We start from the raw sequence: 24,971 nt of genomic DNA on the forward strand, positions 1-24,971 counted from the left end.
ACTTAGTGTATTAAAGGTATGATACACGATTATTTTAATATATTTAAAAGTAAAATGAAATAAGAAACGGATAATTGTCGGAATATATTCGATTTCCGTTCACTTTTATGAAATATGTGTACTTTTTGTTAGATTCCTTCATTTTGTCCATATACAATAAATGTATATAGAAATAAGAAAAGGATGATGTACGTGAAGGACACGGTTTTACAAGAAACGATTTCTCCACAAGAATTACATAAAGTTGTTCAAAAGAATACAGCTTATTATGACTTTAAGTGGGGTAAAGTAGAAAATCCAGCGCAAGGGAATACATGGAATTGGGTAGCCTTTTTCTTCCCAACTTTTTGGTTAGCTTATCGTAAAATGTATAAGTTATTTATTATATTTGCGTTATTGGCTATACCTAGTATAGTTATACCCCCTTTTATAGATATTCCAGATGGGATTTATGTAACATTTAGTTTAGCTCTTCAATTAGGAATGATGATATTTACTGGATGGCAAGGAAACCGTTTATATTATAAGCAGGCTGTTCGTGTTTTTCGTAAGGGAGAAGATGCGTCTGATCATGAGAAGGCGTATTTCTTACAATCAAAGGGCGGCGTGAGTATTGCTGGTATGATTGGTTTACAGATTATAGTCGGGATTGTGTATGGATTAGCTGCGTTCGGGCTGTCCTTTTTACCAACTGAGCCGAATATTAAAAACGTTGTTCGTTCAAGTGGCGAAGGGGTTACTTTAGAGATTATGACTGATAATCCAACTTGGAAGTTTGTGAAGAAAGAAAAAGATTATGACGTAGTAGAGTTTACTGGTTATGATTATACAGAGAAGAAAAACGTGAAAATTAAATTTGCTGTTTATTTCGATGAAGATTATTTCGAGTGGCAAGAGGTATATGAAAATAATAAGAAGTTAAGTGAAGAAGAAGTAGAAGAATATCAAATTTACATTGAAGAAAATAATTGGGGTTTCTAGAGGGAACTCGTTCATTTTGAAAAGAAGAATCTTGTGAAGGTTCTTCTTTTGTTTATTAGGGGGAGAGAAATGATTTCAGCAGTAATAGAAGCTCTAATAGGATCGATTAGTTTAAGTACGGGTTTACACACGAAAAAGATTGATGCTAACATACTTTACTTGCAGCAGTATGAATGGTTTCGAATGATATATGAAGACGAAAAGTATCGAAAGTTATTTATTACGAACTACAAAGTTCGCTCATATTTACAAAGTAAGCTAAGAGTTCGATTGCTTGTAAAAAATAAAAATGCACAACGAAGATTTTTAAAATTAGTAGAAGAGCAAATAGAAAAACGGCATACAAATTGAAATTTTGTAAAATACAATAAAAAATGAGAATTTGAGGTAGGCTTGTCAATAACGTGAGACTATGGCACTATAAAGAAATGCTATACAAATTTTATTTATCGAGATGTAAACATCAATTTTGATTTTTACGTATAAATAATGAACGGAGGAAATGAATTTATGGCTACTTTACCAAATTGTCCAAAATGTAATTCAGAATATACGTATGAGGATGGCGTTCTTTTCGTATGTCCAGAATGTGCTCATGAGTGGGGCCAAGAAGCAGAAGCTGAAAATAATGATGGTGCGAAAGTTGTAAAAGATGCGAACGGAAACGTTCTTCAAGACGGCGATGCAGTTACTGTTATTAAAGATTTAAAAGTAAAAGGAACTTCTTCAGTTGTGAAGATCGGTACGAAAGTAAAGAGTATCCGTCTAGTTGATGGCGATCACGATATCGATTGCAAAATCGACGGTTTCGGAGCTATGAAGTTAAAATCACAGTTCGTGAAGAAGGCGTAATACAAATAAAAAGAGGAGGCAAATAGCCTCCTCTTTTTATTATGTCACTTTTTGTCGGTAAATCGATATTTCGTACAAAATCGTTGATATATTCTGAGTTATGATAGATATATTTGAAAAATCGTTGATATATTGCAAGTTATGATAGATATATTGAAAAAATCGTTAATATAATTTCATTCATCGTGAACTATGCACGATTCACCGTGCACCATAGTCAATTTCTTTCAATTGACATCGCTTATTAAAGAACGTTTTATATCCAAGCTGTAAAAAGATAATGACAGCAAAGGCAGTACTTCCAGAAATACCGAGTATGATGGCGATTTGATATTGAATGGCTGTGAATGGTGATACACCGGATAATATTTGACCAGTCATCATGCCTGGTAAGCTTATAATTCCCATTCCGACCATAGAATTAATTGTTGGTAAAATAGCAGAGTCAAAAGCGTCTCGAATGAGCGGAGCAGCTGCTTCTTTCGGTGTTGCGCCGAGCATAAGTGCACCTTCAATTTGACCTCTTTGCGATTTCATATTGTTTAAGAACGTATTTGCGCCGAGAGAAACACCAGTCATGGCATTCCCAACTAACATTCCTGTAATAGGGACGATATATTGCGGAGCATACCACGGATCATGTCCGATAATAACAAAGATAAATAGTAGAAGTGGCCCAATTGATCCAGCGACCATGGAAAGGGCGGCTACTCGTTTTAATTCTTTAGACATTGGGATGTTAACTCGTTTATAAATATTAAAAATTGCAAAGGTAGTAATAGAAGTAATGAGAGCAATTGTATAAAATGGATTACTGTTTTCAAATACGTATGTAAGGACATATGCAACAAGTACGAGCTGAATCGTCATACGGAATGTTGCGAGAGCGATTTGTTTTTCGCGAGGTATTCCTTTTAATTTTACAAGTCCAATTAAAATAAGAATGAAAATATAGGCAGCTGCAAGTTGCCAAATTTGGAGTTCAATAACGCCCTTCAACAGAGAGCACTTCCTTTCTAGTTGCACCGTTTGCTTTACTAATCTCAATAATGTCGTCTGCAACTTCTTTTGGAAGTTGTTGTGAGTGTGTGATGAAGATAATTGTTTTTTTCTTTTTTCGTGCTAGTTCAGTAAATTGTTTCATAACGTGGCGTTCTGTATCACTGTCTAATGCTGAAGTAGGTTCATCTAATAAATAGACAGGCGGATCCATAAGTACGATACGTGCAAAGGCAAGTCTTTGTTTTTCACCGCCAGATAGTGAGGAGGCGCTATCTTCTAATTGCTTGTCTAAGCTAACGGTTTGTAATGCACTCTGCAGGGCATCATCATTTGGAAATGGTTTTTCAGAAAGACGAAGTCCCATTAATAGGTTGTCTTTAACGGTTCCATCAAAAATAGGTGGAGTTTGCCCAAGCATAACTACGTCACGACGTAATTGAATAGGGTGATAATCAGAAATTAATTTTCCGTTATATTCAATTGTGCCGGATGTTGGAGATTGTAAATCGTTTAACATGCGAAGCAACGTGCTTTTTCCGCTTCCGCTTTCACCGATAATGCAAGTAATCTTTTCTTTTTGAATCTGTAAATAAGGAATGTGTAGTATATCTTTATATATAACGTTTTTTAATATAAACATAAATCGCTCCTTTCTGATTCTAGTTATATCGTATCAAAAAAGAGAAGATAACGGTTATAAAGAGCAACGTTTTTTCTTCGTCTTGAGTTTTATTAATAAGTTAAGTAAACGATCTAATTCTTGGCTGAAAGAAATCACTTTATCATGAGTCAATCCGTATCGTTCAACGAGATAGATTAACTCTTTCTTTTTCGCTTCTATTCGATTGTTTAGTTTCGATAAGTTCATAAGTGGAATGTAATGCCTCCTACAAAAGTATTTATCACATAAAAAATAAGACCGAATGAATTCGGTCTTCAAGGAAATAATAAAACAACTTACAAATAGCATACAATGTTTATCAATATTTTTTAATATAAAAATGAAAAATAAATCATTATAAATATTGAGAAAGATGTGTCTGATAATTTTTAAAAACTGATGCAAAGAGGCTGCCTACATAGTAGACAGCCTGTAAAGTATTAACCCTTATGATATTTGTACATCCAAAGAAGACCAGATTTTAATAATCTCGGTACACGTCCCATTAACGGTTGGTTTGCGAGTAAACCAAATCCGTGTTTTTTACCAAGAGATCCTAGAACACCTTTTAATTTAATAACAGGTAGTTCATCAGGGAGTGGTTCATTATTCCAACGTTTTAATAATATTTGGACAATTTGTTCTCCTTGACCTTCAGCAAGTTGGGCAGATGGTGCATGTGGAAGTGCTGCGCAATCTCCTACAACGTAAACATGCTCGTTGTTTGGAATATTGTGATATTTCGTTAAGACAACCCGTCCGCTACCATCTTGTTCAACTGGAAGGTTTCGAACAACTTCATTTGCTTGAATACCAGCTGTCCAGACAATTGCATCACATTCAAGTGGTTCATCGTGATTATACACAATATTTGGTTCCACTTTTGTAATGTTAGAGTTTCTTATAATATTAACTTTATGTTTTACGAACCATTCTTCTACGTATCTACTTAATTTCTCTGGATACGGGAATAAAATTCTATCTTTTCGATCAAATAAATAGATTTTTAAATCAGAACGGCTTTCACGAAGTTCACTTGCTACTTCAACGCCACTTAAGCCAGCACCAACAACAGCTACTGTTGCATTTGGTTCTAGACTATTTAATTGTTCATATGTTTTACGTGTTTGTTCAATTGATTGTAGACTATGTGTATATTCCCTAGCCCCAGGAACGTTATGATATTTATCTTCACAGCCAAGTCCGATAATTAAGTCATCATATTGGATTGCTTCGCCGCCATCGAGATGAACAGCTTTTTCTTCGAGGTCAATATTTGTTATTGTGCCGTATTGAATATTGAGGCGTGGGTGTTCAGGAAACGGTATACGAATATGCGTTTCTGAAATAGTACCCGCAACTAATGCATAATATTCAGTTTTGAAGCAATGATATGGTACTTTGTCGATTAATGTCACTTGTACATCATCTGGAAGTTGGTTGCTTGGAAGTAGCCTTTGCAGAATTCTCATTCCACCGTAGCCGCCACCTAGTATTACGAGGTGTTTCATGATGGATTACCCCTTTTCTGTTGAAATATCCCCTAATCATAAAATTTTATATTAATAAAATATTTTGACTTTACTCAATCAAATTATATCGAATTTGTGAACAAATAACAATGCATGAATGAATACTCTGTTGTACAATAAGAAGAAAAGTAAAATAAACTGTTTTTCCTTTGTAGTTACTATTTCATTGGAAGTAGCATGTTATATAGAAGAAGTCATCTACTTTGAAGTGAAGTAATGAAGTAACTAAATAGTTTAGACTGTGTAACGAAAACAACAAGAAACAGCTTAGTTTTCTTCTTATAGATAAAGTGAAAAGGTAATTTGTTTTGTAGTACAGGGGGGAGAATTTTGATTAAACCATTAATTGAATTTTGTGTAGGTAACCTTGCAAGTGGTTCACAAGCAGCTCTAGAAAAATTAGAAAAAGATCCGAATTTAGATGTAATGGAGTACGGTTGTCTAGGGTATTGTGGTATTTGTTTTGAAGGACCGTTTGCACTTGTAAATGGTGAAGTTGTACAAGGTGCAACAGTAGAAGAGCTTGTTAATAATGTATATGAGTATTTGGATGAAAATCCAATGTTTTAAGGTGTTGCGAATTAGCAGCACCTTTTCCATTAGATAAAACTTTATTTTGTGGGGAAGACTAATGCTGATTATTAGCCTTCCCCAATTGAAAATAGTGGGATAAATAAAAAAAGGCCCTTTTTAGAAGGGCTTTTTTCTTACACAAATTGTGTAAGAGTGGCTCATCGCCAAACGTTGTCAAATATGAGAAACGGGGGACATTCATATTGTGTTCTAAAAGCATGCATTTTATACTTAACATAACAAATTATTTTTGGAGTGAATATAAATGAGCCAATTTTCTTTTACAAAAATGCATGGTCTTGGCAATAGTTATATATATGTAAATATGTTTGAAGAGCAAATTCCTGAAGAAGATTTAGCCCTTGTGGCCGAAAAGGTTTCAAATATTAATACTGGTATTGGAGCAGACGGGATGATTTTAATTTGCCCTTCAGACGTAGCTCCGGTGAAAATGCGCATGTTTAATAATGATGGTTCTGAAGGAAAGAGCTGTGGTAATGGTTTGCGCTGCGTAGCGAAATATGCGTATGAGCATAAACTAGTAGAAGAAACAGTTTTCACAATTGAAACGTTAGCTGGTATTGTAACGGCTGAAGTAACAGTAGAAGATGGTGTCGTGACATTAGCGAAAATCGATATGGGGGCACCGCGTCTAACACGTGCAGAAATACCGATGCTTGGTGAAGGTGAAACGCCATTTATTCGTGAAAACTTCTTATATAATAATCATCGTTATGCATTTACAGCTGTTTCAATGGGAAATCCGCATGCGGTTATTTTGGTTGATGATGTAGAAAAGGCACCTCTTACAACACTTGGACCAGTTCTTGAAACACATGAAATGTTTCCAGAGCGAGTAAATGTTGAATTTATCGAAATTTTGAATAAGGACGAGATGAATTTCCGCGTTTGGGAACGTGGATCTGGTGTAACACAAGCTTGCGGAACAGGAGCGTGCGCTGCAGTTGTAGCTGCTATTTTAAATGGAAAGATGGAACGAGGTAAGGAAATTACAGTTCATTTAGCTGGCGGCGATTTAATGATTGCGTGGACTGAAGAAGGAAACGTGTTAATGAAAGGACCAGCAGAAGTAATTTGCCGCGGAGTGTATGAGTACAAGATAGAAGCGTAAAGATGTATAATAGAAGAAGAACAGAAAGGATGGTGTATTTCATGATTGAAGTAACAGAACAAGCAGCTTTTCAAATTAAAGATATGTTAAAAGATGCTGAAGATGGAGAGAAGTACGTGCGCCTTGCTGTACACGGCGGCGGATGTAGCGGTCTTTCTTACGGCTTAGGATTTGAAGTAGAACCAAAAGAAGACGACACAGTTCTTGAGTTTTTCGGTGTTGAATTTGTTATCGATACAGAAAGTGCTCCAATTGTTAAAGGAGTAAAAATTGACTATAAACAATCTATGCTTGGCGGTGGATTCACAATCGACAATCCAAACGCAATCGCATCATGCGGATGTGGATCATCTTTCCGTACAGCGACGAATGCTGGTAAACCAGAAGAATGCTAAGTTTTTAGCCGAAATAGAAAAGGCCTTTTTAGCGATGGAATAAAGTCGTTAGAAAGGTCTTTTCTTTTGGCGTTAAAACAGAAAATGCATGTAAAGTTACTTTGGAATTTAATTTAAATGTTATTATATATAGTATATGCGATTTATATTGTGAATTCCAGTTTCATATTGCTCGTTTTAAGATAAGATTTCGTAACGGAAATGTAAATAAATAGAAGAAATATACTATTTATTAGTTGTATTTAATGTTAATATTTGTAACGAAGATGATTGGCGATCGTGTTCGGACTAGCTGTAGTTTCACCGGTTATTACTAATAGGTAGATTTATCCCATAAAAGCCCGATTGGTGAGGGCTGATTAAAGTTTCACTTTATATAAAAAAGGTGTATGAGGGAGAAGGCTATAGCAAATTGTATAGAACTGAATAGTTCCGTATTCATTAAAATACGTTGATTACTAGATATTAAAAAACACCGGGGGGATTAGAATGAAGTTATTTAAGAAAGTACTTATAGTAGGGGTGGCGTTGACTACAGTATCGATTTTGGGAGCTTGTTCTAGCGATACAGACGTATTAACAAAAGTAGGAGCAAAGCAACCAGCGAAGGCCGAAGGTGAAGAAGTATTAAAAGATCAGAAGAAAACACCTATGACCACGAGTAAACGTGAAAGTATTAAAAATGAGGATGCTCCATCATCAAAGAAGCGTTATATTTCTCATGACGAATCTCAAAAGATTGAGGAAGGTATGACGTATACGGATATTCTTAATACGATTGACTACGATGGTGAGAACATAAAATATTATAATAACAATGAAAAACGCGTATTTTATACTGAAAAAGATACGGATGGTACATATGAAATTATGGTTGAATTAAATACATATGGTTACGTTGTGAATATTGAACGTACTGCTATAAAGGATACAGATAAAGATAAGGAGAATCGGGTATCTACGAAACGTATTGAAGAGCCTGTAAAGGAATATGAAGAAAAAAACGATCGTGTACCGTGGTATAAAGATGTAAATAACAATTCGGCAGCAGTAAGTTACAATCACTATTTGAAAATAAAAAAAGGTATGCCCGCGAATCAGGTAAAAGCTACAATTGGACAGCCACATGTGATTGAGAAATATAAATCTTATTCAGTATATGACTATACTGGTTATGGTGGAGAAGGATCATTACGTGTAATCTTTGAACCGAATGGAACTGTTACGGATGTAGTGGAAGACGGTTTACCACGATAATAAATTAATTACGGGAAGAATTGTAGTAAAGTTGTCTTTGATTTTATAAAGTTTTTGGGAGCATCTCCCAATATAGGTGAAAAAATAATTATAGTATTAGTATTTACCGAAGCTTCTTCCAAATTCAATAGCGTTATTGTGGATGTTGTTGCCGTATTATTTTTGTTGATATATACCGCAGTAGGGCAGCAATTGTAACTGGACGTAAAAGGATGTGGAGGAGTAGCAGCTTCCTTTTGAAAGAAGGAGGAAAATATGATAGAGGATATTTTTGAATTCATAGGGAGATACGTAATTAAACCTATTATTAATTTAGTAAGATATTTTGTAATAGAGATTATAATTGAGGGTATAATAGAAGGCGTAATAAACGGTATAAGGAAATTACGTGATAAGTGGAAAAATTGGCGTGAAAGACGTTATTGGCGGTAGTGTAGCTGATAAGCGTGCGAAACAAAAACGTTATACAGAAGTTTAATGAAATGATAGAAATCGACCCGCATTTACAATCTGTACTCGTTCCAATTGATGATGGAATGACAATTTCTAAAGTGAAGAAATAATTATTATCTTACAAAAGTGTAATGTTCATGTCATGTTTTTGAATTTCTTCTTTAAGCTCTGGGCTTTAAGATAAGAATATAAGAAAAAACATATGAGGTGAAGGAAATGAAAAGATACATTGCACTATTTAGTATTTTAGTTGTATTCGCAAGCTTGTTAGTTGGTTGTGATTTAAACCGTATGGGTAAAGATGAGTACTACGTTCAAATTACAGTAGATGGAAAAGAAGTTCATAGTAAAGCTGATAATGGTCAAAAATTTAAAGATTATGAATATAAGTTGACTGGCTTTGATAAAGACGGTAAAGAGAAAGAATTAGAATTTACAGCTCAAAAAAATCTTCGTAAAGAAGCATTCCTACGCGTATATCACTCAGATAAAAAAGGTGTATCAGCTTGGGAAGAAGTAAAGAAAGACGAGCTTCCAGCGAAAGTGAAAGAAAAATTAGGCGTGAAATAAGACAGATAGAAAAGGAATTGACGAACAGGGTCAATTCCTTTTTTTGCTTTCAAATTCTTCTTCTGAAATGACTTTAAATCCGTGTCTTTTAAATAAAGCAGTTGTCACTCCGAAACCAGTTTGTTTATTCCCGTTAAATTCTCCAGTGTAAATTGTAGAACTACCACAAGATGGACTACGTTCTTTCAAAATAATATATTCTGGGTGTAAATTTTTAATTTGTTCTAGCGCTTTATAAGCACCGCTCACGAAAGCTTCTGTAACATCTTCACCATCTTTTGTCATCACTTTCGCTTTTCCGTCTAAAACGTCGTCGCCATTCCCGCCAATAATTTCAGCTGAGGGGCGAGGTGTTGGTAATCCCCCTAATACTTCAGGACAAATGAGGACTGTATCTTCTTTTTGCAAAAGCTCCTCTATTTTTGAAACGAGATTGTCATTTCCGTCATATCGACAAGCTATACCACCTAAACAAGCGCTAATTACGATCATATTTTCATCTCCATTAAAAAAATATTAAATTCCACGCCAAATTCTCTTCCTGCCTCTTACTTATAAATGAGGTGATATAAATGGGAAGCTTATATAATTTAATGAAACCATACAGTGAATTTCGAAGTAAAGAAGAGTTTAATACATATCAAAAACAAGTTTTGAAACATTATCGATTTCAATTAAATAAAACGGATGCTACCATTATTCATTTTTTAGGAAAGTATGCAGTGAATGAGAAACAGAAAACAGTGGGGGTTGCTTGTCCATTAATGGAGACGATTGCTACAAATGTTGGAAAGAGTATTCGTACAGTACGCCGCTCTATTGCAAAGTTAGAGGAACTAGGAATTATAAAGCGTGTTGCGACAAAAGAAAGACATAGGCGCGGCGGATATAGTGCGAACTTATATGTATTTCTTATATCTGCAATTGACCGCATGGATGACCGTATGAAAATGTCCGCATGTGAAAGTGAGGATTATACAGCTGGCTGTAGCGGAAAGGAGCAAAAAAGCGAAAGGGAAACAATTCTTTCTAAAAACATTCCACAAATAAAAGAGAAAAGAAAAATAACGTACGAGCTTGATGAGACGTATTGCCGTCATGATATACCGAAGCCTTTTATATATGCACTTCTGCCGATGACGAGTAATCCGAAGAAGATTAATATATTTTGGAGTAAGGTGGAACTTGCATATAAAAAGAGTGGATTACTAGAGCAAGGTGTTTTACTGGAGCAAATATTAGCTGATGAAGAAGTGTATGGGAATTTCATTTGGCGCGTGAAAAGTGTTGTGAGGGCGTATAAATACGGGGAAATCCGTAAAAATGTGAAGGCACTTTTATATAGTACAGTGCGGGATTTATTTTTAGAGGTTGGATTAGAATGGGGAGCAGCTGTGAGAAGAAGTAAGGGGATACCGTTATTTGATCCTTTTAAAAAGGAGCCATGCGTAAATGCATGACTCCAAGTAGTTAATCAAACTTTCTTACAACTGGAACACGAATCGCTACAAAGAGTACGAAGACAATAACGGCGATTGCACCGCTTTTCATAACGGTTACGATTGGAATTCCTATTGCAAGCGCGATGGATGTGAATGCATAAGAGAGCGGGATAAAGCCCATTGATGATAGCATAAGTAAACTCATTACGCGTCCCATCATTTCTTCTTTGACTGTCGATTGAATCATTGCCATAAGCGGTACAATCGCCATTGCGATTGTAATACCGTAAAACATGCCAGCTAATAATGCTTGCCATAGTACGGTACTAAAGTTGATGGATAAGAAGAAGACACCAGACAGTAGCATCATGATAATACAAAATAGACCGCGTCTACGATTAATATTTTTTAAACCGACAATGACAGCACCGATTGCCATTCCGCCGCCTACAGATGCTTCTAAGTAACTAAACTGGAGCGAATCACCATGCAGCACGTTTTTAACAAAAAGCGGGAAACCAACTTGCATCGGACCGATTAAAAATAAGTTTAAAAAAGCGCTACAAATAAGGAAAGTTGAAAGGAATGGCGATTCCTTTACATATAAGATTCCTTCTTTAATGGAAGTGAACATACCTTTATCTGTATCTTTTTGTTCTGGCATCGTAAATTGTATTTTTTGAACGAGTATGGCAGCGACAATCAGTAATAAAATCGTAATGGAAAATATTGTCTCATAGTTCGTGAATTTAATGAGAATTCCGCCAAGTACAGGGCCTAAGATGACCGATGCTTGGTTCGTCATTTGTGTAAGTGAATTCGCTTGTGTTAACCGGCTTTTTTCTACCAATTCCGGTAAGATAGATCCATCTGCTGACCAGAAGAAAGCATCAGCAAGTCCAAAGAATAAAGCGAATAAAGCAAATGTATATAGCGTTACATCACCAACGATAAACCATGTGAGAATGGTTGCGACAAGAATCGCTCGAATGATATTGGAGTAAAACATAATATTTTTTTTCGGGAATTTATCAGCTACAGCGCCGCCGACAATCATAAAAATAAGCCTTGGAACACTAAGAGCTACGAAAACAACACCGAGTGAAGCTTCAAGGTTTAATGTTTTTGCTATGTACCACGTTTGTGAAAAAGTAAAAAAGGCTAAAGCAAAGCTTGAAAAAAGAGTAGCTGCCCAAAGAAAAAGGAAATTCGTATTTTTTAATAACGGTTTTCCGCTTCCTTCTAAAGCAGTTTTATTTTGTTGTAGTTCCTCCATATTGCTTCCTTTCTATGTGACAAATTTAAACTAAAAAACCAGTAAACGCCCGATTGGTGAGGGCTAATACTTAATGGGAGATGCCCCCACTGATTATAGTTTCACTTTATACAGTTTCTAATATTTCTATACTGCACTTTCTCATTGTAGACAATAATAATGAATTTGCCCAGTAGCTATTTAACGACAAAAAAAGATGCCGAATGGGCATCTTTTTTTAGGCTAACGCAATATAAATATCCAATTGTGCATGATTTGGGTCTAATGCTCTTTCGTCGTAAAGCTCGAAGTCTGTTGTGAAGGCACGTTTATTTTCTTTCGACCATTGCCAAATATATTCCCAAGCTTCGCAAACGACTTCAGCAACTGGTCCCTTTCTCGTTGTAAATACCGCATATGTAGCAGCAGGTATTGTTAAAGTTGTCATATTTTCAGGAACGTCTTCTAATGAAGAAACGGGCGTACCGATTGTGAATGTATATGTACCAGTTTCATCTGATTCGTAGTTTGAGTAGAAAGCAAATGTTGCTTTCGTTTTTTTGTTTGGGATGTGATGCATCATTTGTTCTTGAAAGTATCGGTTCCAGAGCTCGGGAATTTTTCCTTCAGTAGATGCCTCTATTTCGTTAGTCGTCGTAATCGAAACGCCGATTGCTTGGAAAGCTTCTTTTTTTACGATAATGGGTTCGTTTATCATTACAAATTCCTCCTTTAAAATAAGAACGTATGTTCTTTTATGATATAACATATTTTTACATGTAACGGTTATTGTTTTTTGAAAATTTTAATCATAAATAACAAACTGAAATGACTAAAAATGGTAAAATTTCTATTGTATGTATGAATAGATTAAGAGATATGTTAAGCTTTTTATGTATCCTTAAACTGTTATATAAACCTATACAATAGGGCATTTTTACTATGTTAAAAATGGTGAAGGTTTGTATAAGTGTCCGATATATATATATGCTATTTTTGATAAATTAAAATAGTAATATTCTATGAGATTTATATTGTTGACATTGGGATTTCAACGATACATTTTCGTAGGTCGGATTGTTGCGAGTGGATATATATTGCTATGTATACGGCTACGAAATTAAGTAGACGGATAGCAAGTATATAGAAAGGAGAAAGGTAGAAAATATGAAGCAAGTATTGAAGTGTTTTAATGTCGTAACGATGATCACACTTCTCCTATCCATCATATTGCCTTCACCCAGTGCTTTTGCTACAGAGATAAATAAAAAAAGCTGGGATGAGCTACAAGGAAATGATGTGAAAATTAAGGCAGAGCAAGTAAATGCTGAAATATATAAGGGAGAAGTAGCAGAGAGGGAGCACGTATTTCAATATACGATTGAAAATACGGGAGCTACACCAATTCAAGAATTGGTGCTTAAACAAAATAATGAAAATGAAATTACGTTCCCTTCGCAATCTGTGAAAGTAAACGGAGAGAAGTTACCTGAAAATAAGGTAGCGGATTTCTATGTAGAGGAAAAAGATAAGGGAGGAAAGGTTCTTTCTTCTAATCTTAAAATTAAAGATTTAAAATCACATGAAAAAATGACTGTGTTAATAAAAGCTCGTCGTGCACAACATTTTAATAATGAGTATAAGCAAAAAATTAGTGTGCAAAAGGATCAACTACAAATAGGGAACATGTCTGTAGATGTTGAGGGAATCCCTTCTGAAGAAAAGGTAGCAGCTAATGCCGATGAGGAGGCTGACAGTAGTAAGAAAGAAGTTGGCCCATCAGCTAATAATACAATTAAAAAAGTTGATGAAAAGCTAAAAGTATCTGTAGAAGATAAAAATAACCCTACATCAAAAACAGAACCACCAAAACAACCAGTAACCGAAGCTGAGAAACTAGAAAAAGAAGCGGAAAATCAGAGCGATGCAAAAGTACAAGCTGCATCAGAGAATGCTTCGAAGGTTCAAATGCAAACAGGGGATAAGCAAGGATTTGGAGATCCACTGTATTCTACAATTACTGCTGGTAATTTAGTACAGACTGGTAATGTAACACTTGGTTTGACGACCGATCATTATGGCAGACAAAGTATGGGTTATAAAACAAATAAAATGACTGTGGACGTTGATAACGATGATAGTACTTTTAATTCGTCAACAGGTGCATTTCCTAATATTCCTGCCGGAAGTAAAGTGAAAAAGGCTTACTTATTCTGGACAGCAGCAATGGGGTTACCAGGAAATATTGCTGATAGAAAGGTTACCGAGGATCAAGTAAGGCAACCAGTCAAAATGAAAATGGGAAATAAAGAATATGCAGATGTAACTGCTGATAGCATACGAAAAGCGGATAGCTTACCTTTTATTTCTAATTACTCGGGTGCTGGTGCTGGTTATGTTGCATATGCGGATGTAACAAATGTAATTGCGCAGCAAGGGATTTCTCAAACTTTGACAGTTGCAAATGTGCCACAAATTAAAGATGTAACAGGTGGCGGCTATTACTGGGGTAACTGGAATCTTATATTAGTTTATGAAAACTATAAAGAAACAGTAAAAGACATGAAGATTTGGGAAGGGCTAGTCTCTCAAAAAAGTACAGCCTGGACAGATATTAGTGTTAATAAAATAAATACACCCAAAGAAGGTACTTTTAAGGCGAAATTTAGTTATTTTTCATCGCAAGGTGATCCAGCTGAGAAAGATGGATATGCATATGATTATGGAGAATATGATTTTGGTGCTGGATATATAAAGATAAAAAATATTAACGGTAAAGATAATGATGCGAATGATTCGTCTATGACAGAAGTACAAGTAGACGGTACTAACGAGTTTGTTACGAAAAAATATCCAGGATATAATCCGGATTGGACGAATTCATTCAGTACTGACATTCATACGTATCATCTTGAAGGACCGAATCAAGTAAAAAATGATTTAAAAGAAGCAAAAATGCGTTTTAGAGCAAATAGTGGCTATGGTGATATTTACGTATTAAATAACGCTACATTTGTTACAGAACATAATGCTCCAAACTTACAAGTTGATAAAAAGGCGTTAGATAGTGCCGGAAAAGAAATTAAGGACATTAAAGCTGGTGAAGAGTTTACGTATCAAATTGAAGTGAAAAATGATACGAAAAATAACCAAGCACCTGTATCTAATGTAAAAGGTTTTGATAAATTAGATGATCGTTTAGAGTATGTTCCGGAATCTATACAATATATTTCTGGAAGTAATAAAGGAAATAAAACAGATAATGCAAGCGATGATGAAGCAGAGTTTGTAAATAATCAAATTGATTTCCGTATGGGTGAAGGGGCAGATGCTAAAGACGGCGGTGTTTTAAAACCTGGTGAGAGTGCTATTATTACATTTAAAGTAAAAGTGAAAGCTTCTGTACAATCAGATACAACAATAAAAAATATCGTTGCGGTAAAGGGAAAAGATAGTACCGAGGTAAATTATGAAACTGCAGATGATGCAAATGTTACGGTTACGCTTCCAAAAGAAGTTCCGGGAGAAATAGAGGCGAGAAAAATAGCTTCTAATAAAACACCGAAGTTAGGTGATGAAGTAGAGTATCGTATTACATTTAAAAATACGGTAAAAGATGGACGTCTAGATGTATTGACAATTGAAGACGAATTACCAAGTAGTCTTGAATACGTGAAAGATAGCTTGAAAGCAGAAGGTGCAAAACCAGAGCCAGTAGAGCTGAAGTTTGAAAATGGTAAAGTAATTGCAAAGTATCCAGAAATTATGGATATGGAAGAAAGAAGTATCGTCTTTAAAACAAAAGTAAAAGAAACTGCAAAAATTGGTGAAGAAATTGTTAATAAAGCAACCGTTAGTGATAAAACAAATCCACCAAAGGATTTAGAAGAGAAGATTACACCACAGCATAAGTCCGGTAAAATTGCTGCAAAGAAAAAAGCAACAAATAAAAAGCCGAAGCTAGGAGAAGAAATTGAATATCAAATTAGCTTCCAAAATACGGTGGAAAACGGAAAACTAGATGCAGTTACAATAGAAGATGAAATTCCAGCTAACTTAGAATTTGTTCAAGGCAGTGAGAGAGCTGAAGGTGCTGAACCAAATCCAGTAGAGTTAAAAGTAGAAAATGGTAAGGTAATCGCAAAATATCCAGAGATTACGGATACAAAAGAGCGAAGCATTGCCTTTAAAGTGAAAGTAAAAGAAGAGGCAAAAGCCGGAGAAACGATCGTTAATAAAGCGGTTGTGAGTGAGCCGAATGGACAAACTGAGCATCCAGAAGAAAAGATTACGCCGGATTATAAATACGGTAAAGTGGATGTTGAAAAAAGCGTAACGAATCAAACACCAAAACTAGGAGAAGAAGTGGAATACCGAATTACATTTTATAATTCGGTAGAAAACGGAAAACTAGAAAAGGTGCTAGTAGAAGATACACTACCTAAAGGTGTTGAATACGTGAAAGATAGTCTGAAAGCTGAAGGTATAAAACCAGAGCCAGTAGAACTAAAAGTGGAAGACGGAAAAGTAATGGCAAAGTATCCAGAAATTACGGATACAGAAAAAAGAAGTATTGTTTTTAAAGTGAAAGTAAAAGATTCGGCAAAAGTAGGGGAAGCAATCGTAAATAAAGCAATTGCAAAAGATCCGAAAAATGAGCCTGTTGAATCAAAGGTTGTTATTACACCGCAAAGTAAAAAAGGTGAAATTGCTGCTACAAAGGTAGTTAATAATAAGAAGCCAAAGTTAGGCGAAGAAATCGAGTACCGCATTAGTTTTCATAATACGGTTGAGAACGGAAAACTTGAAGAGGTGCGAGTGGAAGATACAATTCCAAAAGGTCTTGAATATGTAGAAAATAGCATCAAGGCCGAAGGAGAAGCACCTGGACCAGTAGAATTAGCTGTTGAAAATGGAATAGTCAAAGCTAAGTATATCGATATTATGGATATGAAAGAAAGAAGTATCGTCTTTAAAGTAAAGGTGAAGGAAGAAGCAAAAGTAGATAAAGAGATTGTCAATAAAGCAATTGTTGATGATACGAAAAATCCACCGATTGAGCCGGAGGAAAGAATTACTCCGCAACATAAGGATGGAATAATTGATTCGAAGAAGACAGTAGATAATCCATCACCAAAACTAGGAGAAGAAGTAGAATACCGAATTAGCTTTAAGAACACGGTAGAAAACGGAAAACTAGAAAAGGTAATAATAGAGGATACAATTCCTAACGGTTTAGAGTATGTAAAAGGCAGTGAAAAGGCTGAAGGTGATAAACCAGCTCCATTAAAGTTAAGTGTGAAAGATGGAAAAGTCATTGCTGAATACGAAAATATTACGGATATGAAAGAAAGAAGTATTGTCTTTAAGGTAAAGGTGAAGGAAGAAGCGGAAGTAGGTAAGGAAATCATCAATAAGGCAATTGTGGATGATATGAAACATCCGAAAGAACCAGAAGCAAAAATCACACCATTACACAAAGATGGAAAAATTAAAGCAAAGAAAAGCGTAAATAATGAAACACCGAAGTTAGGAGAAGAAGTAGAATACCGAATTAGTATGAAAAATACGGTTAAGTACGGAAAGCTAACAGACGTGATAATAGAGGATACTTTACCAGAAGGTTTAGAGTATGTAGAAAATAGTTTGAAAGCAGAAGGTGCCGGAACAGATTCAGTAGAGCTGAAATTTGAAAATGGTAAGGTAATGGCAAAATATCCAGAAATTATGGATACAGAAGAAAGAAGTATCGTTTTTAAAGTGAAAGTAAAAGAAGGAGTAACAGTCGGTAAAAAAATCATTAATAAAGCAACTATTGATGATTCGCAAAATAAGCCAGTTAATCCGACAGCGGAAATTATTCCTCAGTATAAAGATGGAAAAATTGAAGCGAAAAAGATGGTAAATAATGAAACGCCGAAGTTAGGAGAAGAAGTGGAATACCGAATCAGCTTTAAAAATACGGTAGAACATGGAAAGCTAACAGAGGTAAAGATAGAAGATGATTTACCAAATGGATTAGAGTATGTGAAAGATAGTGTAAAAGCAGAAGGTTCTAAGCCAGATCCAGTGGAATTGAAATTTGAAAACGGTAAGGTAATGGCAAAGTATCCTGAGATTACAGATACAAAAGAGAGAAGTATTACCTTTAAAGTGAAAGTAAAAGGTAAAGTGAGCGATTCAATTGTTAATGAAGCGATTGTGAGCGATACGAAACATCCGCCAGAAACACCGACAGCAGAAATTATTCCGCAACATAAAGACGGAAAAGTGAAAGCGAAGAAGACGGTAAATAATGAAACGCCGAAGTTAGGAGAAGAAGTAGAATACCGAATTAGTTTTAAAAACACGGTAGAAGACGGAAAACTAGCAGAGGTGAAAATAGAAGATACTTTACCAGAAGGTTTAGAGTACGTAGAAAACAGTGTGAAAGCAGAAGGTTCTAAGCCGGATCCAGTAGAATTGAAATTTGAAAATGGTAAGGTAATGGCGAAGTATCCAGAGATTACGGATACAGAAGAAAGAAGTATCACTTTTAAAGTGAAAGTAAAAGATGAAGTGAAAATCGGTAAAAAAATCGACAATAAAGCAATTATTGATGATACGAAAAATGAGCCAGAAACACCGACGGCAGAAATTACTCCACAGCATAAAGACGGAAAAGTGGAAGCGAAGAAAACGGTAAATAATGAAACACCGAAGTTAGGAGAAGAAGTGGAATACCGAATTAGCTTTAAAAATACGGTAGAAAACGGAAAGCTAGCAGAGGTGACAATAAAAGATGATTTACCAAATGGATTAGAGTATGTGAAAGATAGTTTACGAGCAGAAGGTTCTAAGCCAGATCCGGTAGAACTGAAAGTGAAAGATGGAAAAGTAATCGCAAAATATCCAGAAATTATGGATACAGAAGAAAGAAGTATCGTCTTTAAAGCGAGAGTAAAAGAAGAATTTAAGGTTGGTGAAGGCATTGTCAATAAAGTAGTTGTTGATGATACAAAAGATCCAACAACTTCAGAAGTAACAATTACGCCAGAATATAAAGACGGTAAGCTTAAAGCAGAGAAATTTGTAAACAATAAAAAACCGAAATTAGGAGAAGAAGTAGAATACCGAATTAGTTTTAAAAACACGGTAGAAAACGGAAAACTAGTAGAGGTTACAGTAGAAGATGAAATTCCAGCTGGATTAGAGTACGTGGAGAACAGTTTACAAGCAGAAGGTTCTAAACCAAGTCCGGTAGAATTGAAATTTGAAAACGGCAAGGTAATGGCAAAGTATCTAGAAATTGCGGATACAAAAGAAAGAAGTATTATTTTTAAAGTGAAAGTAAAAGAAGAGGCAGAAATAGGCAAGGAGATTGTTAATAAAGCAATCGTAGTAGATACAAAAAATGAGCCAGAAGAGCCTCGTGTGGAAATTACTCCGCAATATAAAGATGGTAAAATTGCTGCGCAGAAAGTAGCAAATAATCATAAACCGAAACTAGGAGAAGAAGTAGAATACCGAATTAGTTTTAAAAACACGGTAGAAAACGGAAAACTAGTAGAGGTAAATATAAAGGATACATTACCAAATGGTTTAGAGTATGTAGAAGGCAGCATCACAGCAGAAGGTTCTAAACCGAAACCAGTAGAGCTACAGGTGAAAAATAATAAGGTAATGGCAAAGTATCCAGAAATTACAGATACAGAGGAAAGAAGTATTGTCTTTAAAGCGAAGGTAAAAGAAAGCGTAAAAGTGGGAGAAGAAATCGTAAATGAGGCAATTATAGATGATACAAAGAATCTGCCAGAAGAGCCTTATGTACCGATTACACCACAATATAAAGATGGGAAAATTGAGGCAAGAAAAGAAGTAAGTAATCATGAACCGAAGTTAGGTGAGGAAATCGAATATCGAATTATTTTTAATAATACGGTGAAAGATGGAAAACTAGCAGAGGTAAAAATAGAAGATGAAATTCCAGCTGGATTAGAGTTTGTAGAAGGAAGCGAAAAGGCTGAAGGTGAAGAGCCAAAACCAGTGGAGTTGAAAGTAGAAAATGGTAAGGTAATGGCAAAGTATTCAGAGATTATGGATACGAAAGAAAGAAGTATCGTCTTTAAAGTGAAGGTGAAAGATTCAGTTGCAATAGGTAAAGACATCACAAATAAAGCGATTATCCATGTTGATGATCCGAACCATCCAGTAATTGATCCGACAGCAAAAATTACACCGCAATATAAAGACGGTAAAATTGCTACTCATAAAAAGGTGAATAATCATAAACCGAAGCTAGGGAAAGAAATCGAATACCGAATTTCATTTAATAATACGGTGAAAGATGGAAAACTGGCAGAGGTGAAAATTGAGGATGAAATTCCGTCTGGTTTAGAGTATGTGAAAGATAGTCTAAAAGCAGAAGGTGATAAGCCAGCACCAGTAGAGTTGAAAGAAGAAGCTGGTAAGGTTAGTGCGAAGTATGAAAATATCACTGACATGAAAGAAAGAAGCATTATCTTTAAAGTGAAGGTGAAAGATTCTGTTGAAGTGGACAAAGCAATTGTAAATAAAGCAATTGTTGATGATACAAAAAATCCACCAGAGCGACCAGAAGTAGAAATTACCCCGCAGCATAAAGACGGTAAAGTTAAAGCTGATAAAAAGGTAAATAAAAAAGATCCAAAGCTAGGAGAAGAAGTAGAGTACCGAATTAGTTTTAAAAATACGGTAGAAAACGGAAAACTAGCAGAAGTGAAAATTGAGGATCAATTACCAACTGGTTTAGAGTATGTGAAGGATAGTTTAAAATCAGAAGGTAATGAGCCAGCGCCAGTAGAGTTAAAAGAAGAAGCTGGGAAAATTACAGCGAAGTATGAAAATATTACTGATACAGCTGAGCGTAGTATTATCTTTAAAGTGAAAGTAACGGAAGTAGCAAAAGTCGGTAAGAAAATCGTGAATACGGCAATTGTGGATGATGACAATCCGAAGAATCCGCCGCAAAAACCAGAAGCGATTATTACGCCGGAGTATAAGGACGGAAAACTAAAAGCTGAGAAAACAGTAAATAATCCAGCTCCAAAATTAGGAGAAGAAGTAGAGTATCGAATTACTTTCCGTAACATAGTAGAGCATGGAAAAGTAGCGAAGGTGAAGATTAAGGATGAATTACCAACTGGCTTAGAGTTTGTAGAAGGTAGTGAAAGAGCCGAGGGAGAGAATCCGAAACCGTTGTATGTGAAAGTGAAAAACGGAATCGTCCTTGCGGAATATCCAGAAATTACGGATATGAAAGAAAGAAGTATCGTCTTTAAAGTGAAAGTGAAAGAAAAAGCTAAAGTAGGCGAAGAGATTGTGAACAAGGCGATTGTGGAAGATACAATAAATCCACCAGAGCAACCGAATATCTCTATTCAGCCTCAATATAAAGATGGTGCATTACAAGCAGAAAAAACAGTAAGTAATCATGAACCAAAGTTAGGAGAAGAAGTAGAATATCGAATTAGCTTTGAAAATACGGTAGAGAACGGAAAACTAACTGAGGTAAAGGTAGAAGATGAAATTCCAGCCGGTTTAGAATATGTACAAGATAGTATAAAGTCTGATGGGCCGGAACCATATCCGGTGGAACTGAAAGTAGAGAATGGAAAAGTAACAGCAAAGTATCCAGAAATTACGGATACGAAAAAAAGAAGTATCATCTTTAAAGTGAGAGTACAAGAGACGGTACAAGTAGGAAAAGAGATTGTAAACAAGGCGATTGTTGATGATAATAATCCGACGACTCCGCCAGTTGAGTCACTTATACCAATCACACCGCAATATAAAGATGGGAAACTAGAGGCAAGGAAAGAAGTAAGTAATCATGGACCAAAGCTAGGGGAAGAAATTGAATATCGAATTACTTTTAACGGCACAGTAGATGGCGGGAAGTTAGTTGATGTAAAGATTGAAGATGAAATTCCGTCTGGTTTAGAGTATGTGAAAGATAGTCTGGAGGCCGTAGGTGATAAGCCTGTGCCTACAGAACTTAAAGTAGAGAATGGAAAAGTAACAGTGAAGTATCCAGAAATTACGGATACGAAAGAAAGAAGTGTCATCTTTAAAGTAAAGGTAAAAGAAACAGCAAAAGTTGGAGGAGAAATAACAAATAAAGCGATTATTGAAGTGGATGATCCGAAACATCCAGTTATAGAACCGACAGCGAAAATAAAGCCAGAATATAAAGATGGTAAGTTAACAGCAGCGAAGACAGTAAGTAATAAAGAGCCAAAGCTAGGAGAAGAAGTAGAATACCGAATTAGCTTCAAAAATACGGTGGAAAACGGAAAACTAGATGTAGTTACAATAGAAGATGAAATTCCAGCCGGTTTAGAATACGTGCAAGGTAGTATTAGATTTGAAGGGGCTGAGCCAAATCCAATAGAGTTAAAAATGGAGTTTGGAAAAGTAATCGCCAAGTATCTAGAAATTAGAGATACGAAAGAACGTAGTATTATTTTTAACGCGAAGGTAAAAGAAGCGCCGAGTAAAGGGATAACAAATAAAGCAGTAGTGGACGATAAAATAAATCCGCCACTTGAGCCTACAGTTACAATTTTACCGAAAACAAAAGAAGATTTTAAGATACCAGAAGATCCGAAAGAGCCGAAGGAGCCAGAAGTGAAACCAGAAGATCCGAAAGAGCCGAAGGAGCCAGAAGTGAAACCGGAGGATCCGAAAGAGCCGAAGGAGCCAGAAGTGAAACCGGAGGATCCGAAAGAACCGAAGGAACCAGAAGTGAAACCGGAAGATCCGAAAGAACCGAAGGAACCAGAAGTGAAACCGGAAGATCCGAAAGAACCGAAGGAGCCAGAAGTGAAACCGGAAGATCCGAAAGAACCGAAGGAGCCAGAAGTGAAACCGGAGGATCCGAAAGAACCGAAGGAGCCAGAAGTGAAACCAGAAGATCCGAAAGAACCGAAGGAGCCAGAAGTGAAACCGGAAGATCCGAAAGAGCCGAAGGAGCCAGAAGTGAAACCGGAAGATCCGAAAGAGCCGAAGGAGCCAGAAGTGAAACCGGAAGATCCGAAAGAACCGAAGGAGCCAGAAGTGAAACCAGAAGATCCGAAAGAACCGAAGGAGCCAGAAGTGAAACCGGAAGATCCGAAAGAACCGAAAGAACCAGAAGTGAAACCGGAAGATCCGAAAGAACCGAAGGAGCCAGAAGTGAAACCAGAAGATCCGAAAGAGCCGAAGGAGCCAGAAGTGAAACCGGAGGATCCGAAAGAACCGAAGGAGCCAGAAGTGAAACCGGAGGATCCGAAAGAACCGAAGGAACCAGAAGTGAAACCGGAAGATCCGAAAGAACCGAAGGAGCCAGAAGTGAAACCAGAAAATCCGAAAGAACCGAAGGAGCCAGAAGTGAAACCGGAAGTAAGATTGGAAAAATTAATTAAAGAGCCGCAAGTAAAAACAGAAAGAGAATTACCGAAAACAGGGGCAGCGTCTCCATGGATGATGTCAGTTGGTGCTGGAATTTCATTCTTAGTTGGCGGAGTATTATTCGTATTAGGTAGAAGAAGAAAACAATAATTTTTTTAGACGAAAAGCACACTGAGTTCGATAGTTTATCGAATTCAGTGTGCTTTCGTGGTATATAAAATAAAAGCTCCTTCCACGTATGGAAGGAGCTTTTATTTCTACATATTAAAACATGCTTGAGCTATGCATTGGTTGAAGTTTTGCATTTGGATCGAAGTAAGCTTTTGCATTGTTTACTGCTGTTGGTGCTTCACCGAAGCCGCAAGCAATGAGTTTTACTTTTCCTTCATATGTACAAATGTCACCAGCAGCGTAAATGCCAGGAATATTTGTTTCCATTTTTGAATTTACAAGGATGCTGTTTTTTTGTATATCTAAGCCCCAGTTTTTAATTGGGCCAAGAGAAGAAACGAAGCCATAGTTTACAATTACGTCATCAACATCGATGATAACTTTTTCTTCCGTTTTTACGTGCTGAAGAACGACTTGTTCAATTTTGTCATCACCAATGAGTTCAACTGGAACATACGGTGTACTTACTTCTGCACGAGAATTCATTAAGTTTTCGACGCTATGTTCATGCGCACGGAATTTATCGCGGCGATGAACGATTGTAACTTTTTCAGCGATCGGTTCTAACATCATTGTCCAATCAACAGCTGAATCGCCGCCGCCAAATACTACGACGCGCTTACCGGCAAATTTATTCATATCATCAACGAAATAATGTAAGTTTTTCTTTTCATACTTTGCTGTACCTTCTAATTCTAAGCGGCGTGGTTGGAAAGCACCATTGCCAGCAGTAATAATAACTGATTTAGAATAGTGAGTTTGCTTATTCGTAACAAGTTTAAATATACCGTCAGCTTGTTTCTCAAGCGTATCGACAGCTTCTTCTAAACAAACGGTTGGGTCAAATTTCTTCATTTGCTCTTTTAAGTTATCAACTAATTCTTGTGCGCGCACTTTTGGGAATCCAGCTACATCATAAATGTATTTTTCAGGGTAGAGTGCGGATAATTGTCCTCCAAGTTGAGGTAAGCTTTCAATGATTTTTACACTTGCTTGTCTCATACCGCCATAAAATGCTGTGAACAGCCCTGTTGGACCACCACCAATAATTGTTATGTCGTAAACTTTTTGATTTTCTGCCACTTTCATTCCCCCTATAGATGGAATTTTGATATTGATTTCATATATTGTTCATATGTACACGAAAATCCTGCAAATGATGACACTTTCAAATAAATGATAGCATATTTGAGTTCATAATACTTCTGAAAACGACTGAATTGTGTGTAAGTTTTCGCATAGGTTCTTTTTTATTGTATAAAATATACAGAAAGGAAAATACATGA

Annotated in this window: 18 protein-coding genes and 2 pseudogenes; 12 read left to right on the forward strand and 8 right to left on the reverse strand. The window is 36.0% G+C overall.

Annotation, left to right across the window (positions count from 1 at the left end; all coding sequences use genetic code 11):
• Positions 1 to 183 precede the first annotated feature (183 nt).
• The 3 genes from IQ781_RS18235 (at position 184) to phnA (ending at position 1,833) form a co-directional block, all read left to right on the forward strand.
• Complete coding sequence (locus IQ781_RS18235; protein WP_002026505.1) at positions 184 to 981, forward strand: DUF2628 domain-containing protein; 798 nt, start codon at positions 184 to 186, stop codon at positions 979 to 981.
• Positions 982 to 1,050: 69 nt separating this feature from the next.
• Positions 1,051 to 1,332 (forward strand): hypothetical protein, encoded by a 282-nt coding sequence (locus tag IQ781_RS18240; RefSeq protein ID WP_000622366.1) that lies wholly within the window; start codon positions 1,051 to 1,053, stop codon positions 1,330 to 1,332.
• A 159-nt stretch (positions 1,333 to 1,491) separates the two neighbouring features.
• Positions 1,492 to 1,833, forward strand: a complete 342-nt coding sequence (gene phnA / locus IQ781_RS18245) for an alkylphosphonate utilization operon protein PhnA (protein ID WP_000212737.1) — start codon at positions 1,492 to 1,494, stop codon at positions 1,831 to 1,833.
• Between the two features lie 201 nt (positions 1,834 to 2,034).
• On the opposite strand, the gene IQ781_RS18250 is transcribed toward phnA, so the two are convergent.
• The 4 genes from IQ781_RS18250 to IQ781_RS18265 form a co-directional block, all read right to left on the reverse strand.
• Positions 2,035 to 2,832: an ABC transporter permease gene (locus IQ781_RS18250; protein ID WP_000679254.1), complete on the reverse strand. Its 798-nt coding sequence runs from the start codon at positions 2,830 to 2,832 to the stop codon at positions 2,035 to 2,037.
• Positions 2,816 to 3,475 (reverse strand): ABC transporter ATP-binding protein, encoded by a 660-nt coding sequence (locus IQ781_RS18255; protein WP_000470310.1) that lies wholly within the window; start codon positions 3,473 to 3,475, stop codon positions 2,816 to 2,818. Before IQ781_RS18255 ends, IQ781_RS18250 begins: the two co-directional genes overlap by 17 nt.
• A gap of 54 nt (positions 3,476 to 3,529) precedes the next feature.
• Entirely contained in the window at positions 3,530 to 3,703 is a 174-nt protein-coding gene (locus IQ781_RS18260; protein WP_001054091.1) for an aspartyl-phosphate phosphatase Spo0E family protein, read from the reverse strand.
• Positions 3,704 to 3,936: 233 nt separating this feature from the next.
• Entirely contained in the window at positions 3,937 to 5,007 is a 1,071-nt protein-coding gene (locus IQ781_RS18265; RefSeq protein WP_000682068.1) for an NAD(P)/FAD-dependent oxidoreductase, read from the reverse strand.
• A gap of 351 nt (positions 5,008 to 5,358) precedes the next feature.
• Between IQ781_RS18265 and IQ781_RS18270 the strand changes: the two genes are divergently transcribed.
• The 7 genes and pseudogenes from IQ781_RS18270 to IQ781_RS18300 all read left to right on the forward strand — a co-directional run bounded on the left by IQ781_RS18270 (position 5,359) and on the right by IQ781_RS18300 (position 9,408).
• Positions 5,359 to 5,598, forward strand: coding sequence for a YuzB family protein (locus IQ781_RS18270; protein ID WP_000595026.1), 240 nt, complete (start codon positions 5,359 to 5,361; stop codon positions 5,596 to 5,598).
• 268 nt (positions 5,599 to 5,866) lie between these two features.
• A complete protein-coding gene (dapF, locus tag IQ781_RS18275; RefSeq protein ID WP_050252168.1) occupies positions 5,867 to 6,733 on the forward strand; it encodes a diaminopimelate epimerase in 867 nt (288 codons plus the stop codon).
• 41 nt (positions 6,734 to 6,774) lie between these two features.
• The gene (locus IQ781_RS18280; RefSeq protein WP_000573826.1) at positions 6,775 to 7,128 is read left to right on the forward strand and encodes a HesB/IscA family protein; all 354 of its coding nucleotides are present in this window, start codon (positions 6,775 to 6,777) and stop codon (positions 7,126 to 7,128) included.
• A gap of 489 nt (positions 7,129 to 7,617) precedes the next feature.
• Entirely contained in the window at positions 7,618 to 8,385 is a 768-nt protein-coding gene (locus tag IQ781_RS18285) for a hypothetical protein (RefSeq protein WP_139847261.1), read from the forward strand.
• A 54-nt stretch (positions 8,386 to 8,439) separates the two neighbouring features.
• A pseudogene (locus tag IQ781_RS18290) lies at positions 8,440 to 8,660 on the forward strand (hypothetical protein).
• 113 nt (positions 8,661 to 8,773) lie between these two features.
• Positions 8,774 to 8,948 (forward strand): annotated as a pseudogene (locus tag IQ781_RS18295) (methyltransferase).
• Between the two features lie 106 nt (positions 8,949 to 9,054).
• Positions 9,055 to 9,408, forward strand: coding sequence for a YxeA family protein (locus IQ781_RS18300; protein WP_000833148.1), 354 nt, complete (start codon positions 9,055 to 9,057; stop codon positions 9,406 to 9,408).
• A gap of 30 nt (positions 9,409 to 9,438) precedes the next feature.
• Here the strand turns inward: IQ781_RS18300 and IQ781_RS18305 are convergent, their stop codons facing one another.
• Positions 9,439 to 9,900 (reverse strand): 2-thiouracil desulfurase family protein, encoded by a 462-nt coding sequence (locus IQ781_RS18305; RefSeq protein WP_016125639.1) that lies wholly within the window; start codon positions 9,898 to 9,900, stop codon positions 9,439 to 9,441.
• Positions 9,901 to 9,980: 80 nt separating this feature from the next.
• Here IQ781_RS18305 and IQ781_RS18310 point away from each other — a divergent pair, with 80 nt between their 5' ends.
• Positions 9,981 to 10,868, forward strand: a complete 888-nt coding sequence (locus IQ781_RS18310; protein ID WP_016125638.1) for a helix-turn-helix domain-containing protein — start codon at positions 9,981 to 9,983, stop codon at positions 10,866 to 10,868.
• 10 nt (positions 10,869 to 10,878) lie between these two features.
• Here IQ781_RS18310 and IQ781_RS18315 read toward each other — a convergent pair whose 3' ends face one another.
• Both IQ781_RS18315 and IQ781_RS18320 read right to left on the reverse strand, forming a co-directional pair.
• Positions 10,879 to 12,126 (reverse strand): MFS transporter, encoded by a 1,248-nt coding sequence (locus IQ781_RS18315; RefSeq protein ID WP_048656031.1) that lies wholly within the window; start codon positions 12,124 to 12,126, stop codon positions 10,879 to 10,881.
• 217 nt (positions 12,127 to 12,343) lie between these two features.
• Positions 12,344 to 12,823: a GyrI-like domain-containing protein gene (locus IQ781_RS18320; protein ID WP_139847260.1), complete on the reverse strand. Its 480-nt coding sequence runs from the start codon at positions 12,821 to 12,823 to the stop codon at positions 12,344 to 12,346.
• Positions 12,824 to 13,272: 449 nt separating this feature from the next.
• Between IQ781_RS18320 and IQ781_RS18325 the strand changes: the two genes are divergently transcribed.
• Positions 13,273 to 23,664 carry an isopeptide-forming domain-containing fimbrial protein gene (locus tag IQ781_RS18325; protein ID WP_242808146.1) on the forward strand — a complete coding sequence of 3,464 codons (10,392 nt, stop codon included), beginning with the start codon at positions 13,273 to 13,275 and terminating at the stop codon, positions 23,662 to 23,664.
• 114 nt (positions 23,665 to 23,778) lie between these two features.
• Here the strand turns inward: IQ781_RS18325 and IQ781_RS18330 are convergent, their stop codons facing one another.
• Positions 23,779 to 24,768 carry an NAD(P)/FAD-dependent oxidoreductase gene (locus tag IQ781_RS18330; protein WP_000829785.1) on the reverse strand — a complete coding sequence of 330 codons (990 nt, stop codon included), beginning with the start codon at positions 24,766 to 24,768 and terminating at the stop codon, positions 23,779 to 23,781.
• Positions 24,769 to 24,971 lie beyond the last annotated feature (203 nt).

Source organism: Bacillus sp. N447-1 (assembly GCF_022701035.1).
GTDB lineage: Bacteria > Bacillota > Bacilli > Bacillales > Bacillaceae_G > Bacillus_A > Bacillus_A cereus.